We start from the raw sequence: 12,778 nt of genomic DNA, 5'->3' as shown, positions 1-12,778 counted from the left end.
TTATTTTAATATTAAAACCTGGTTAAGCTCACTTTTAAAGCATCCTAGAATAAATTCGGTATAATATAACTGTGCATCCAATGCCTGAGTTTTAGGATGAAGTTCAAGCTTTTTACTCAGAACAATTTCTCCTTTGTATGAAAATGCGAAATATGAAAATATTTTATAGGATGAACTTCTCACCGGTGTACAATAACCTGTTGTTGCAATGGACCAGTCTGTATCAAATAATCTTGCGACACTCAGGGCCATGGTTTTGGCAATATTCTCAGATACGCAATCACATTCTTCAGCTTCTTTCTGATCCACATCCAGAAATATAACTTTCTGTGGTAAAGTGTAGGCGGTGATACCACCGTTATAAAATAGAGAAGCGTTTGGCATTTGTGAAAATGCAAGCTGTAATAAGCCTGATGTTACACTTTCTGCTACAGCAATTGTTTCTCCTGTTTTAAGTAAGGACTGGCTTATATATTGAAGCAAATTTTCTTGAAATTTCATAATCGTAAATTTTTAAGTGATTAATTGGTGTACCATGTCGTGTTTCATACTTTCCATGGGTCCAGGACGACTTTCACACAGCCATCTTCCTTTTTGTCGAAGATTTCATAGCCTTTGGCTACTTCATCCAGCCCGAGACGATGGGTGATAATATCATCGAGTTTTACTTCCCCATGTTCTACATGTTTCATCAGTTTGTCTATAATGGGATGTACAGGAGCCTGTCCTGCTTTTAAAATGATTCCTTTATCAAAGATCTGTCCGAGTTTAAAATTATCGTAATTCACAGGATAGACCCCCAGAATAGAGACGGTTCCTCCACGTCTTACCGCACTCATGCAGGCCTCCAATACCTTGATTGATCCCTTTTCAAAATTCAGGATGGCTTTTGCCCTGTCCAGCAAATCTCTTTCAGGTTCGAAACCAACAGCATCAATGCAAAGATCGGCTCCCCGCCCGTCCGTCATGTCCCTGATCTGTTCAATGGTATTTTGGGCATTTTCCCATAAAATGGTTTCACAGCCCGTCAGCCTTTTGATCTGATCCAGCCTGTACTGTAAAGTATCAATTACAATGACCTTTTTGGCATTATGAAGAATGGCGCTTTTTACCGACATGGAACCAACGGGTCCGGCCCCAAAGACCGCTACTGTTTCTCCACCTTTTAATTCGCCCCACATAACGCCGGTATAGCCTGTCGGGAAAATATCGGTAAGAAATAAAACCTGTTCATCGGTAAGGTTATCGGCTACTTTTCTGGGTCCGAAATGAGCATAGGGAACCCTTACATATTGTGCCTGCCCACCATCATAACCGCCATAAAGATCCGTATACCCGAATAAGCCTCCTCCTTTTTCGGTAAGGATTCCGCCTTCTGGTCCATAATGTTCCGGATTACTGTTTTCACAAGCACCCGGCAGATCGTGCTGACAAAAAAAGCAGCCTCCACAGGCAACGGGGAATGGAACAACCACCCGGTCTCCAATGTTCAGATGGGTGATGCCTTTACCCAGCTCCTCTACAATTCCCATAAATTCATGTCCCATGACCATAGGACGAACTTGTGGTAATCCCCCTGAATACATATGAAGATCACTTCCGCAAATGGCTGTAGAGGTTACTTTTAAAATGATATCATTTGAATCCTGAATAACGGGATCGTCTACTGTGTCGCAGGTAATTTTACCTGGTGCGTGAAAAACTGCAGCTTTCATAATGTAATATTTTGGTGTGATGGTGTTGTTGGTGTGTGGTATGAATTTCTAAGAATTCCTTTCCGTCTCCAGATGCCACACCCTATGACGGGCAATAGCGTCGATAAACCGGTCTACTGAATTCTGATCCGATGCTTTTATAATCGCAGGGTCTTCGTGCTTTTTATGAGCTACATTAGAATTAGCATAAAGGTTATCCGTTCCAGCTCCAAAATAAAGAGCTTTACAGTGTTGATATGCTTCGTTTATAAAGTTGAGGACTGCATGTTTGTTTTCAGGGCTCAAAAGCTCTTTTTCAGACAGTTCTCCCGGACAAAGCAATAACGCATCAAAACATACACTCTTTGTACTGGTGAGAGAATGCTTGGGAATAAAAGAAGTACCATCATCAGCTGTCACGGGTGCTACGCTCGGACCTATGATCTGTACCTGGGCACCATTCTTTTCAAGAAGGTTTTTCAGCTGCGTTGTTGATGTAGCATCTGTTCCGTTCCCCATTATAAATCCAATGATCCTGCTTTTAATAGTATCTTTAACCGTATTTTCCATGCTTAAAGCGTCCGATTTCGCAATTTCAGGTTCCTTTTCTTTGCTTTGCAATTCTTTCGGATCCGCATCTGCCGGTATACTTTGATTGGGTTGCTCAGGTTTTTTAACTTTTACCCCTAATTTATTTGCTACAATGGAAGCCAGCTTTTCATCAATGAATGCTAGTTGACCCACTAACCTTTCCCTGATTGCAGGAATGGTTACTTTAGAAAGTTCAAAAATAAGAGCGTTTTGCAAATGGCGCTGTTCCGGATCAGATTGACTGTTATAGAACAGTTTTGCTTGGGAATAATGATCAACGAAACTCTTACTTCTTGATCTTATTTTAGCTCCTGAGACAGGCTCCTGATGAGAAACAAATCCTCCTTCCTTCATCATAGCCTGGAAAGGACATCCACCTCCTATAGAATTGGGTTCGTAGCTTACTTTTCCTTTAACGATCTGTTGTCTCATATGGCCGTCACGCTGGTTATTGTGTACGGTATTTACAGATCTGTTGATGGGAATTTCATGGAAATTGGGTGAACCTAACCTGGATAACTGGGTATCTGTATATGAAAACAACCTACCCTGAAGCAGTGGATCATTACTGAAGTCTATTCCGGGAACAAGATGTCCGGGATGGAAAGCGACCTGTTCTGTTTCAGCGAAAAAATTATCAGGATTTCTGTTTAAAGTTAAAGTTCCTACAATCTCTACGGGAACAATTTCCTCAGGAATAATTTTGGAAGGATCTAGAAGATCAAAATCAAAACGATGCTCATCTTCTTCAGGCACTAACTGTACCCCCAGATCCCATTCAGGAAAACTTCCCGATTCGATGGCCTCCCAAAGATCTCTCCTGTGAAAATCCGGATCTGCGCCTGAAATCTTCAAGGCTTCATCCCATGCAACAGAATGCACTCCCAGCCTTGGCTTAAAGTGAAATTTCACGAAATGGGATTTCCCTTCCTCATTAATCAGTTTAAAAGAATGGACACCGAATCCCTCCATCATTCTGAAACTTCTTGGGATGGCTCTGTCGCTCATCAGCCACATGATCATGTGCATGCTTTCCGGCATTAAAGAAATAAAATCCCAGAAAGTATCGTGTGCTGAAGCAGCTTGTGGAATTTCGTTGTCGGGTTCCGGTTTTACGGCATGGATAAGATCAGGAAACTTTATAGCATCCTGAATAAAAAATACAGGCATATTATTCCCCACCAGATCATAATTTCCTTCATCTGTGTAGAATTTTACAGCAAACCCTCTTACATCCCTTGCCAGGTCTGTGCTTCCCCGGCTACCTGCAACCGTTGAAAACCTGACAAAAACTGGAGTTTCTTTACCTATCTCACTGAGGAATCTAGCTTTCGTGTATTGGGAAAGACTTTTTGTTAATTTAAAAACGCCATGAGCTCCTGAACCTCTCGCATGAACTATTCTTTCGGGTATACGCTCATGATCGAAATGGGTGATCTTCTCCCTGAGAATAAAATCTTCCAGTAAGGTGGGTCCCCTTTCTCCTGCCTTTAGCGAATTCTGGTTATCATTAATTTTAAGCCCCTGGTTGGTTGTTAACATTTCGTTGTCGTTAGAGGTACTTAATGATTCCAGTTGTTCAATCTTTTGATTATTTTGTGCATCTTTTTTCATAATAGTGTAATTGTTGATTGGTGTTACTCCGAAGAGCTGTTATTCTATGTGATTTATTTCTCTGTCCAGACTATTGATAAGTTTCCGAAGATATTCTTCTTCTTTTAAGACCTTATAATAAGCTGTTTTAGCATATAATGTAAAATTCATATTCCCTGTTGTTTCATGAATATTGGGATGGGTTATTGAACTTTCATTTTGGTATCGGGTGATGGAAGCAATACATTCTGTTGTATAATTATCCAGTGTTGTTTTCAATTGTCCACAGCTGGCATTATGTTTTATTTTTTCCAAAGATTTCATAACAAATGCACTTACCCCATAGGTATTAATGATACCGGGAAATAAAGATTCATTCTCAAGGATATTATTTTTATCATAGAGGCCCGAATGTTTTAATGTTTCATTTTCAAATATCATAACCGTGAATTTTAAATTTCTGGGACTTTCAGATACTTGTCAAAATAATGCAGATCTTCTTTGTTCTTTATGGAAAGATAAAACATGAGCTGTTTCGGTTCCTTTGATCCAATACTGTTAAAGTCGTCAAAATGGCCTATCATGGCTCTGATGCTTTCGGTTTCAATATTCTTCACCGTAATAAAAACAAGAAAAATATTCTGTCCGATTTCCTTGGCATATACAGTGGCACTGTCTTCCAGCCATTTCCCTTTATTGGTAACCTCTTTAAACTGATCACATTGTATTGATTTGATTATCGCCTGGTAATTCATTTTGCTATAAGGTATTAAATAAGCCAGATCAATAGAAGCATCCATCTGGCTTATATAGGTAAATGTTTAATCTTCCTGCTCAGCATCAAAATTGATGTAGGTCTCAGCGATCTCAGTTAAGGTGTAATCTGTATCCTCTTCTTCTTCGAGGGTCTTTTCCAGAAGATCCGCTGCCTTATCATGTCCCATTGTTATAGCGAGCTGAGCAAGGCCACCATAGGTTGCTATTTCATAATGTTCTACTTTCTGCGCGGCAATAATTAAAGCGGCATCCCGGGTCATCGATCCGTCTTTGGTGGATTTTATAATCTCTTCTCCTTCTTTAATGATCTCTTTTATAGCTTCGCATTCTTTCTTTTCAGGCTTCTCATCGATTAATTTAAAAACCTTTTCGAGGCGGCTTACATGTTTTTTAGTTTGTAACTGATGATCTTCAAAAGCATCTTTCAGTTCCTCTGTCGTAGCGGCTTCCTGCATTTTTTCGAGAGCATCAATAATTGCATTTTCAGCAAAATAAATATCTTTTAATGCACTTACAAAAAATTGATGGAGGGAAGAATCTTTCATCTCCTTTTCATTAACAGAAGCGTTTCCTACTGTTATTTTCTTTTCAGGAGTTGTTGTAGCTGTATTGGTTTCTGATGTTTTCGTTGCCATAATGTGTGGTGTTTAATAGTATAAAGATTGCCCCTTCTATCAGGGAAGGGACAATCTGATTAATAATATAAATTATGAATTACGTCTGCCTCCGAATCCTGATCTTCCGGAACCTGATCCCGAACCAGAAGATCTTCCACCTCCATGAGATGCCTGACCTCCCATACGGGCGATTCTTGTACGTTCAGCTTTGCTCATGGCAGCAAACCCTCTTCTTGAACTTCCGTTTCCGGAATTTGTCCCACGTCCAGAGGAGTTACCACTATTTGATCTAGAACCTGAACCTCTGGAACTACTATTGCTTGATGATCTGCTATTGGAACCGGAATTTCCAGATCTGGAACCCGAAGAAGACCTTCCACCTCCATGCGAAGCTTCACCACCCATACGGGCAATTCTTGTACGCTCAGCTTTACTCATAGATGCAAAACCTCTTCTTGAAGTTCCATTTCCTGATGAACTCCTTCTTCCTCCGGAACGTGATCCGGAATTAGAGTTGCTACGGGAACCAGAGCTACCTCCTCTTCCTCTTCCTGATGTAAATCGGCCCTGACTATCTCTTTGCTGATTTCCATTTCCTGACCTACCACGACCTCTGTTGCCACTGCCATTGTCATCGTCGTCGTCGTCATCGTCATCATAATCCTCATAATCGTCATCTTCATCGTCGTAATCTTCATCATCATACTCCTCATCGTCGTCATCATATTCATTATCATAATAATCCTCATAATCTGAGAAATCATCATCATAATCCTCTTCTTCGGATGCATCGTTATAACCATGGTCATAACCTAATTGATACACTTCTTCAAGTGTTGATCTTGACTCATTGGATGAATTACCTCTTGAACTTCGATTGTTTGAATTTCTGGTGTTCATAACTTTAAATTTTTTGTAATTAATATTGCGTGATGTTATTAATTATTGGACGTGACTAGTATTGAACAACAATTAATGATTTGATGTTTTTAAATAAATTGTACAGCAAAAAAAGGAGTAATTATTTTACTCTGGAAAAGGAATTACATTCCTTAGTTGTAAATTAGTATATCAAAGATAGGAGATTAAAATGCCTATTCTTATGACTTGAATCATGTTACTAATATAAAATTCGTCTATTTTCGATTTTAATAGAATTTTCTTTTTCCATTTTCTTTAACGTTCTGATAACAGTCTCTACACGCAACCCGGTAAGGTTGGCAATCTGCTGTCTTGTCAGCTCTATAGGAAATTCAAACTGGCAGTCATTCTCCGAATAGCTCTTCAGGTACTCCATGAGCCCTTTCAATCTAAATACAGGATTCTGATATGCCATATACTGGGTCATCAGTATTTTATAATATAGCCTTTGAGAAAGGCAGGTGTTCATCATTAAAGAAAGATCTGGATTTTTTTCCAGTAATTTCAGAAAGCTTTCTTTTGATATTCTTATAATTTGTGTAGATGTTAACGCCGTTGCGTTTGTTGGATATAATTTATCCAGAAAGAGTAATGGATCTCCAAAACTCTGGTTTTTTCCTAATATATTCTGGATAAACTCTTTTCCCTCTTCATTATAATTATTAAGCTTTACTTTTCCTTCAGCAATCTGAAAATAATAAAGCGCATGGTCACCTTCTCTGAAAATCAATTCCCCTCTTTTATATGTTCTATCTTCTGCACCAAAAGAATATAAAAGTTCCTGGTCAATGTTCATGCAGCTTATTGTTTTCATTCTGTTTCCATTTGTACCCAGAAAAATACTAAAACTAAACCTTAGTACAAAATTTTTCTGTTTTCAATCTGCACGGTGCATTCTTTTTCCATTTTTTTAAAAGATCGTATAACTGTTTCTACACACAAGCCTGTAAGGTTGGCCATCTGCTGTCGGGTTAAAGGAATAGAAAACGAATAAGGGCTTTGTCATTATGAAAGCTCTTCAGGTAATCCATCAAACCTTTTAGGCGTGTTATAGGATTAAGGGAAGATATATTCTGCATCATTACATATTTATAATAAAGCCTTTGGGATAAAAAGTTGCTGATTTCAAGATAGAGCTCAGGAGATTCCTCCAGCAATTGAAAAAAAAGATTTTTAGAAAGTCTCAGGATATTACATTCCGTCAATGCCTCGGCATTCATAGGATAAGGTTTATCTATGAAGAGAATAGACTCGCCACAGCATTGTCCTTCTGATAAGATGTTCTGGATAAATTCCTTACCATCTTCATTATAATTATTCAATTTTACTTCACCCTCTACAATCTGATAATAATAGTGTGCAAAATCTCCTTCACTAAAAATAAAATCCGAAGGACTATATTGTTTTGTCTCAGCTCCCATAGAATATAAGACGTTTTCGTTGATTACCATAATATTTAGTTTTTGGTATTATTATATAAACAAAGTTCACAAAAAACACCCTAGTAAAATATTTTAATGGACCAATGCTTTTACAAGTGCAATAATTGCACCTATTGATTATTTTTTATGTTAATTATGATTTAATTAACTGATTGAAATACAAATTATTATATATAAATATTTTACGTAAATCTATCAACAAAAGGCATTCGTGAGATATCACGAATACCCAATTACTTGAAAGAATTTTTACGTTAATTTGAAGAATTATCTCTTTTTATTTGTGGTAGAATCTTGTGCAGGCATAGTGGTTGTGCCGGATTGGGCAGTACTGTCTCTGGAAGGCAATGATGTAGTCATCGTGTCAGAGGCTGGAGGAACAGCTCCCATCGTATCCCCCGGAACTGTAGTTACCGTGTCAACGCCGTTATTCATCTGATTTTCCTTTTCTTTTTTGCAGCTCAGGATAAGTAAACCCATGATGCTTAATGATAAGATCAATTTCATAATATTTTTATTTTGTGGTGTGTAGTGTATATAATATAATTTTAAATAAAAATCAATCATATTTATATATGAACGATTATTTAATAATTATATTTCAAATCTACAGATAAAACATTCATGAATTTATGACTTCGATCATAAGGCTTTTTGTGTGAAAGTTTAATTTATAATACCATAAAGCCTTACCAGAGTGATTTATATACAACAAAAAAGACTGCCTTACAGCAATCTTTTCTTGTTATAATATTTTTAAACCTTTTATTTTGCAAATTTTTTGGTCCCGGCAACACATAAAATCACACCAATTGTCACTCCCAGCATTCCTATACTTACAGGTTCATGAAGCAGATAGGCGGCCAATGCAAGTCCAAAAAACGGTTGTAAAAGCTGTAATTGCCCTACACTCGAAATTCCTCCCTGCGCAAGTCCTTTATACCAAAAAATAAACCCGATAAACATACTGAATAATGAAATATAAGCTAGGCCAAACCATCCCTGTCCGCTTACGGTTTCAATATGGTTGGGAAAATAGAGGAAAAATAAAGGGATCATAAGGGGTAAAGCCAGTATCAGCGCCCAGGATATCACCTGCCACCCTCCTAGTGTTTTTGACAACTTAGCACCTTCCGCATAACCAAGCCCACATAAAACAACAGCGGCAAGCATCAGAATATCGCCAACAGGAGAAGCTGATATCCCTTGCGAAACAGCATATCCTATGACCAAAAGGCTGCCGGCAATAGAAAAAAACCAAAATACAGGATGCGGTCGCTCGCCACCTCTGAGTACCCCGAATATAGCCGTTGCAAGAGGAAGCATTCCTAAAAACACGATAGAATGTGCAGATGTGATATATTGAAGGGCCAGAGAAGACAACAAAGGGAAACCAATAACACATCCCAATGAGACCAGAGCTAATGGGAATATCTGTTCCTTTACCGGACGTTTTTCTTTATATATGAGAATGACAGATAAAGCCAATACACCGGCAATGGTTGCCCGCGCGATCGTTACGAAAATTGGGTTCATATCCATTACGGCTAATTTTGTGGCCGGCAGCGAACCGCTGAATAGCAATACTCCGATAAATCCGTTGATCCATCCGCTAAGAGCCTGATCTTTTGAAATTTTATTCGTTATCATTTTATATTTTATTATAAATCAAAATTAGAGAGGAAAAATAAATAAACACAGTCTCAGTTTTGTATATTTGCATGAGCACAGTTTAAGATATGAGTAAAAATTTTTTGTACACAGAGATCACCAATGGTTTTGTTTCACAGATTACAAGCGGCGTTTTGAAGCCTGGTGATAAGCTTCCGTCGGTAAGAAAATTATGCCTTGAGCATCAGATTAGCATGAACACGGCAAAGCGTGTATTCCTGGAACTGGAATCCATGTCGCTCATTGAACCCAAACCACAGTCCGGATATTTTGTAAGTCAGTTACTTTCGGTAAAGCTTCCGCTTCCTGAAGTCAGCAGGCCATCACTGATTGCCAATAATAACGAACCCGATGAACTCATCAGTAAAGTGTATGAAAATATGGGAAAGAAAAATCTTACCCTTTTTTCCATAGCAATTCCATCCGGAGAATTATTACCGCATGCAAAACTTAAAAAGGAAATCATCCATGCCACACGGGAGCTTGAATATGGAGGCGCAGAGTATGAGGAACTCCAAGGGAATTTAAAATTAAGAAGAATGATCGCCCAAAGATCTTTATCCTGGGGCGGAAACTTTAGCGAAAATGACCTTGTGACGACCAACGGTGGAATGAATGCTTTGTCATTTTGTCTGATGGCTTTAGGAAAACCGGGAGATACAATAGCTATAGAAAGCCCATGTTATCCGGGCATCTTACAACTGGCTACCGGCTTTGGACTTAAAGTACTGGAATTGCCTACCCATCCTGCCCATGGAATTGAAATCGAATCCCTGAAAAAAGCTATTCCTAAAATTGACATCTGCTTATTGATCCCTAATTTCAATACTCCTTTAGGAAGCTGCATGTCTGATGAAAATAAAAAAGAAGTTGTAAAACTTCTTGCCGAAAATAATATTCCGCTTATTGAAGATGATGTGTACGGGGATATTTATTTCGGAACACACCGTCCGAAATGCTGTAAATCCTTTGATACAGAAGGAAATGTTTTATATTGCAGCTCTATCTCAAAAACGCTTGCCCCGGGTTATCGTGTAGGATGGATTGCTCCCGGAAAGTACAAAGACAAAATCCTCAAACTCAAACTTCTTCATTCCACCTCTTCTATTTCTATTGTAAATGAAGCCGTTGCTAATTTCTTAAAAACCGGGAAATACGAAAAACACCTTCAGGAACTACGGAAAACCCTGCAGGCTAATTATCAGAATTATGTCCAGACCATTGCGCAGCATTTTCCGGAAGGAACCAAAACAAGCAGGCCACAAGGAGGGCTTTCCCTCTGGGTGGAATTCGATAAAAAAATACAGACCCGGAAATTATACGACCTTGCCATTAAGCAAAGTATAAGCATTGCACCGGGAAGAATGTTCAGTCTCCAGGATCAGTTTGAAAATTGTATGAGAATGTGTATCGGGCTTCCCTGGTCAGAAGAAACCCAACAAAAGCTAATAGAGGTAGGAAAAATGGCTAAAATGATTGAGAGGGAATCTTAATCAACAACAAAGTTTTTCCTTGCTAATTCCTTTCTTACACGGCTAAGGCTTTCTGGGGTAATTCCTAGATAAGATGCGATCATCCATTGTGGTACCCGTAATAATAAATCCGGGTACATTTTAATGAATTTAAGGTATCTTTCTTCCGCAGTCTCGCCTAATAATGAGCTGATCCTGTCCTGAAGACTTCTGACGTGCTTTTGTAAAAGAATATCCCGTCTTTCTGCACTGTCCGGAAACTGGGAGACCAGTTTGTTAAAAAAGTCCGGATGAAGAAATAAAACTTCGGAATCCTCCACAGCCTCTATATAATACACCGATTGTTCGTTAAAGTAAATACTGGTGCGGTCAGAAATCAGCCAGCTTTCAGGGGCAAATTGTATGATGTGTTCTTTTCCGTTCTTATCGATCGAATACATCTTTAAAAGCCCTTTTTCTACAAAAAACACATAGCGGCAAATTTCGCCGTATTGCAGAAGGAACTGGTTCTTTTGAACTTTCTTTACTTCATAGTGCAAGCTACAGCCATTAACCTGTTCTGTGGGAACATTTAAAACCTGAGCTAGGTAGTTATTAATATTCTTCATTGTGCGATTTGGGTTATTGATATATTCTGATGCGAAGCATTATTTACGGCTTTTCCGTTTTCTACTACAATCAGTTGAGGACTTTGATGGGTTACATCAAGATCTTCTGCTATCTTATTGGAAATAGGTCTGTATGCCAGCAAATCAAGAAAATATAAATCTGCATTGGTACCGGCATCCTTAATTTCCGATTCAAAATTCCTGAGCACCGTCTTACTGATAAAACAACTGGTAGAATGTTTGAATATGGCAACCTTGTTATGGTATGATCTTTCTATAGCTTCTGCGAGATCTTCCTCGGATTCTATTTTTTTCCAGAAAGATTTCTGTTCCGGTTTCTCTTCTTTTCCGCCAAATATTTTATCAAAAAAACTCATACATTAAATTGTTTTAGGTGATGATCGAGATGTTTATACTCCAGAAAACCCCAGTCTTTCTCTTTCATTTTTCCAAATAGAACATGCTTTTCAGGCAGGTTATCTTGGGTATAACATTCCCAGTATTCATTCATTGTTTCTAAGAGTCCTTTTCTGGCCTCAGTAAAATCACAGTCAAAATTAACGATAAGTTTTCGAAAAGTAGGCATATTTCGGGGAATTCCGTTATTAAAGACCTGCATTTCTATTTTAGTGAGCACTCCTATTGTCTCAAAAAGGGGATTGATAGTGGAAAGCCAGGTTTTTCCCAATGCAATGCCAAGAATAAGGTCACAATGTTTTAACATTTGAGCAACATTCATCTTACCCCATTTTCCTGGAGAATTTTCAGTAAGCATAGAAACCCTGTTGAGGATCTCATCAAAATAGATTCGGTTATGCAGACTCTTTTTTACCAACCTCTCTCCTTCTTCAGATTTTCAATATGAGTAAAATGATGATTGCAATGCCAGCTATAAAATGCCAGATAGCTTCTAAGGTCATAATCCTGATGGTTTTCAGGATGATGAAATGTTCTTTCGAATTGCTTATTCGTGAGTGTTTTAAGGAGGATATACCATCTTTCGTGAGTTCCTTTGATCATTCTCATTGCCGGTTTCACAGGAGAACTTCTGCTGTCCTGGAGTTCAGCCCATTTTGCCTCTTCATAAGGTTTTATGGTTGGATTATTTTCCGTTAAAGCCAATTTAAAACGAATAAAACTATTAATATGGCTGTCTGCAATATGATTGACAAGCTGTCTTACCGTCCATCCACCTTCCCGATATGGGGTATCCAATTGATCATCCGAAAAGTTTTCAATCAGATTTTTCAGTTTGGCAGGAAAGTGTTTGATCACTTTTATATATTCATCCAATTGGATGTCATCGATGCTTTCCGGCTTTTCAAATGGTCCGATCGGATATTTTTTTAATTCTAAATTGCTCATTTTTAATTATCGTGGTTAATATGTTCT

At 38.3% G+C, this 12,778-nt stretch carries 17 protein-coding genes; 1 reads left to right on the top strand and 16 read right to left on the bottom strand.

The annotated features are described in order from the left end of the window. From ACNFU2_RS03315 to ACNFU2_RS03260, 12 genes are all read right to left on the bottom strand, one after another. Positions 1–501: a CinA family protein gene (locus ACNFU2_RS03315; protein ID WP_273647951.1), complete on the bottom strand. Its 501-nt coding sequence runs from the start codon at positions 499–501 to the stop codon at positions 1–3. A 44-nt stretch (positions 502–545) separates the two neighbouring features. Next, positions 546–1,715, bottom strand: a complete 1,170-nt coding sequence (locus tag ACNFU2_RS03310; protein WP_418123689.1) for a zinc-dependent alcohol dehydrogenase — start codon at positions 1,713–1,715, stop codon at positions 546–548. Between the two features lie 48 nt (positions 1,716–1,763). Then, complete coding sequence (locus ACNFU2_RS03305) at positions 1,764–3,899, bottom strand: catalase (RefSeq protein ID WP_418123687.1); 2,136 nt, start codon at positions 3,897–3,899, stop codon at positions 1,764–1,766. A 39-nt stretch (positions 3,900–3,938) separates the two neighbouring features. Beyond that, the gene (locus ACNFU2_RS03300) at positions 3,939–4,319 is read right to left on the bottom strand and encodes a hypothetical protein (RefSeq protein WP_418123685.1); all 381 of its coding nucleotides are present in this window, start codon (positions 4,317–4,319) and stop codon (positions 3,939–3,941) included. 11 nt (positions 4,320–4,330) lie between these two features. After that, complete coding sequence (locus ACNFU2_RS03295) at positions 4,331–4,678, bottom strand: hypothetical protein (RefSeq protein WP_273647947.1); 348 nt, start codon at positions 4,676–4,678, stop codon at positions 4,331–4,333. A 21-nt stretch (positions 4,679–4,699) separates the two neighbouring features. Beyond that, complete coding sequence (locus ACNFU2_RS03290; RefSeq protein ID WP_418123683.1) at positions 4,700–5,290, bottom strand: DUF892 family protein; 591 nt, start codon at positions 5,288–5,290, stop codon at positions 4,700–4,702. A 72-nt stretch (positions 5,291–5,362) separates the two neighbouring features. Continuing rightward, the gene (locus ACNFU2_RS03285; protein WP_418123681.1) at positions 5,363–6,172 is read right to left on the bottom strand and encodes a hypothetical protein; all 810 of its coding nucleotides are present in this window, start codon (positions 6,170–6,172) and stop codon (positions 5,363–5,365) included. Positions 6,173–6,392: 220 nt separating this feature from the next. Further along, positions 6,393–7,007: a Crp/Fnr family transcriptional regulator gene (locus tag ACNFU2_RS03280; protein ID WP_418123679.1), complete on the bottom strand. Its 615-nt coding sequence runs from the start codon at positions 7,005–7,007 to the stop codon at positions 6,393–6,395. A gap of 41 nt (positions 7,008–7,048) precedes the next feature. Then, positions 7,049–7,153 carry a hypothetical protein gene (locus ACNFU2_RS03275; protein ID WP_418123677.1) on the bottom strand — a complete coding sequence of 35 codons (105 nt, stop codon included), beginning with the start codon at positions 7,151–7,153 and terminating at the stop codon, positions 7,049–7,051. Between the two features lie 11 nt (positions 7,154–7,164). Further along, complete coding sequence (locus ACNFU2_RS03270) at positions 7,165–7,644, bottom strand: Crp/Fnr family transcriptional regulator (RefSeq protein ID WP_418123675.1); 480 nt, start codon at positions 7,642–7,644, stop codon at positions 7,165–7,167. A 258-nt stretch (positions 7,645–7,902) separates the two neighbouring features. After that, positions 7,903–8,142 (bottom strand): hypothetical protein, encoded by a 240-nt coding sequence (locus ACNFU2_RS03265; protein WP_273647943.1) that lies wholly within the window; start codon positions 8,140–8,142, stop codon positions 7,903–7,905. Between the two features lie 258 nt (positions 8,143–8,400). Next, positions 8,401–9,285 (bottom strand): DMT family transporter, encoded by an 885-nt coding sequence (locus ACNFU2_RS03260; protein WP_418123673.1) that lies wholly within the window; start codon positions 9,283–9,285, stop codon positions 8,401–8,403. 89 nt (positions 9,286–9,374) lie between these two features. On the opposite strand from ACNFU2_RS03260, the gene ACNFU2_RS03255 reads away from it, so the two are divergent. After that, positions 9,375–10,799 carry a PLP-dependent aminotransferase family protein gene (locus tag ACNFU2_RS03255; protein ID WP_172282924.1) on the top strand — a complete coding sequence of 475 codons (1,425 nt, stop codon included), beginning with the start codon at positions 9,375–9,377 and terminating at the stop codon, positions 10,797–10,799. Here the strand turns inward: ACNFU2_RS03255 and ACNFU2_RS03250 are convergent. From ACNFU2_RS03250 to ACNFU2_RS03235, 4 genes are read right to left on the bottom strand one after another with little or no spacing between them, the layout of a single operon-like run. Further along, the gene (locus ACNFU2_RS03250) at positions 10,796–11,386 is read right to left on the bottom strand and encodes a Crp/Fnr family transcriptional regulator (protein ID WP_172282926.1); all 591 of its coding nucleotides are present in this window, start codon (positions 11,384–11,386) and stop codon (positions 10,796–10,798) included. The genes ACNFU2_RS03255 and ACNFU2_RS03250 overlap by 4 nt on opposite strands. Next, positions 11,383–11,763, bottom strand: coding sequence for a bacillithiol system redox-active protein YtxJ (ytxJ, locus tag ACNFU2_RS03245; RefSeq protein WP_172282928.1), 381 nt, complete (start codon positions 11,761–11,763; stop codon positions 11,383–11,385). Before ytxJ ends, ACNFU2_RS03250 begins: the two co-directional genes overlap by 4 nt. Further along, positions 11,760–12,221 carry a DUF1569 domain-containing protein gene (locus ACNFU2_RS03240; protein ID WP_306612218.1) on the bottom strand — a complete coding sequence of 154 codons (462 nt, stop codon included), beginning with the start codon at positions 12,219–12,221 and terminating at the stop codon, positions 11,760–11,762. The genes ytxJ and ACNFU2_RS03240 overlap by 4 nt, the downstream gene beginning before the upstream one ends. Continuing rightward, positions 12,215–12,751, bottom strand: a complete 537-nt coding sequence (locus ACNFU2_RS03235) for a YfiT family bacillithiol transferase (RefSeq protein ID WP_172282930.1) — start codon at positions 12,749–12,751, stop codon at positions 12,215–12,217. The genes ACNFU2_RS03240 and ACNFU2_RS03235 overlap by 7 nt, the downstream gene beginning before the upstream one ends. Positions 12,752–12,778: the final 27 nt, after the last annotated feature.

Source organism: Chryseobacterium sp. PTM-20240506, assembly GCF_048296755.1.
GTDB classification, from domain to species: domain Bacteria; phylum Bacteroidota; class Bacteroidia; order Flavobacteriales; family Weeksellaceae; genus Chryseobacterium; species Chryseobacterium proteolyticum.
This window is presented reverse-complemented; position numbering and strand designations above follow the sequence as displayed.

Coding starts and splice junctions, on each gene's coding strand:
- ACNFU2_RS03315 (WP_273647951.1), bottom strand. CDS start 501: ATGAAATTTCAAGAAAATTTGCTTCAATATATAAGCCAGTCCTTACTT.
- ACNFU2_RS03310 (WP_418123689.1), bottom strand. CDS start 1,715: ATGAAAGCTGCAGTTTTTCACGCACCAGGTAAAATTACCTGCGACACA.
- ACNFU2_RS03305 (WP_418123687.1), bottom strand. CDS start 3,899: ATGAAAAAAGATGCACAAAATAATCAAAAGATTGAACAACTGGAATCA.
- ACNFU2_RS03300 (WP_418123685.1), bottom strand. CDS start 4,319: ATGATATTTGAAAATGAAACATTAAAACATTCGGGCCTCTATGATAAA.
- ACNFU2_RS03295 (WP_273647947.1), bottom strand. CDS start 4,678: ATGGATGCTTCTATTGATCTGGCTTATTTAATACCTTATAGCAAAATG.
- ACNFU2_RS03290 (WP_418123683.1), bottom strand. CDS start 5,290: ATGGCAACGAAAACATCAGAAACCAATACAGCTACAACAACTCCTGAA.
- ACNFU2_RS03285 (WP_418123681.1), bottom strand. CDS start 6,172: ATGAACACCAGAAATTCAAACAATCGAAGTTCAAGAGGTAATTCATCC.
- ACNFU2_RS03280 (WP_418123679.1), bottom strand. CDS start 7,007: ATGAAAACAATAAGCTGCATGAACATTGACCAGGAACTTTTATATTCT.
- ACNFU2_RS03275 (WP_418123677.1), bottom strand. CDS start 7,153: ATGGCCAACCTTACAGGCTTGTGTGTAGAAACAGTTATACGATCTTTT.
- ACNFU2_RS03270 (WP_418123675.1), bottom strand. CDS start 7,644: ATGGTAATCAACGAAAACGTCTTATATTCTATGGGAGCTGAGACAAAA.
- ACNFU2_RS03265 (WP_273647943.1), bottom strand. CDS start 8,142: ATGAAATTGATCTTATCATTAAGCATCATGGGTTTACTTATCCTGAGC.
- ACNFU2_RS03260 (WP_418123673.1), bottom strand. CDS start 9,285: ATGATAACGAATAAAATTTCAAAAGATCAGGCTCTTAGCGGATGGATC.
- ACNFU2_RS03255 (WP_172282924.1), top strand. CDS start 9,375: ATGAGTAAAAATTTTTTGTACACAGAGATCACCAATGGTTTTGTTTCA.
- ACNFU2_RS03250 (WP_172282926.1), bottom strand. CDS start 11,386: ATGAAGAATATTAATAACTACCTAGCTCAGGTTTTAAATGTTCCCACA.
- ytxJ (WP_172282928.1), bottom strand. CDS start 11,763: ATGAGTTTTTTTGATAAAATATTTGGCGGAAAAGAAGAGAAACCGGAA.
- ACNFU2_RS03235 (WP_172282930.1), bottom strand. CDS start 12,751: ATGAGCAATTTAGAATTAAAAAAATATCCGATCGGACCATTTGAAAAG.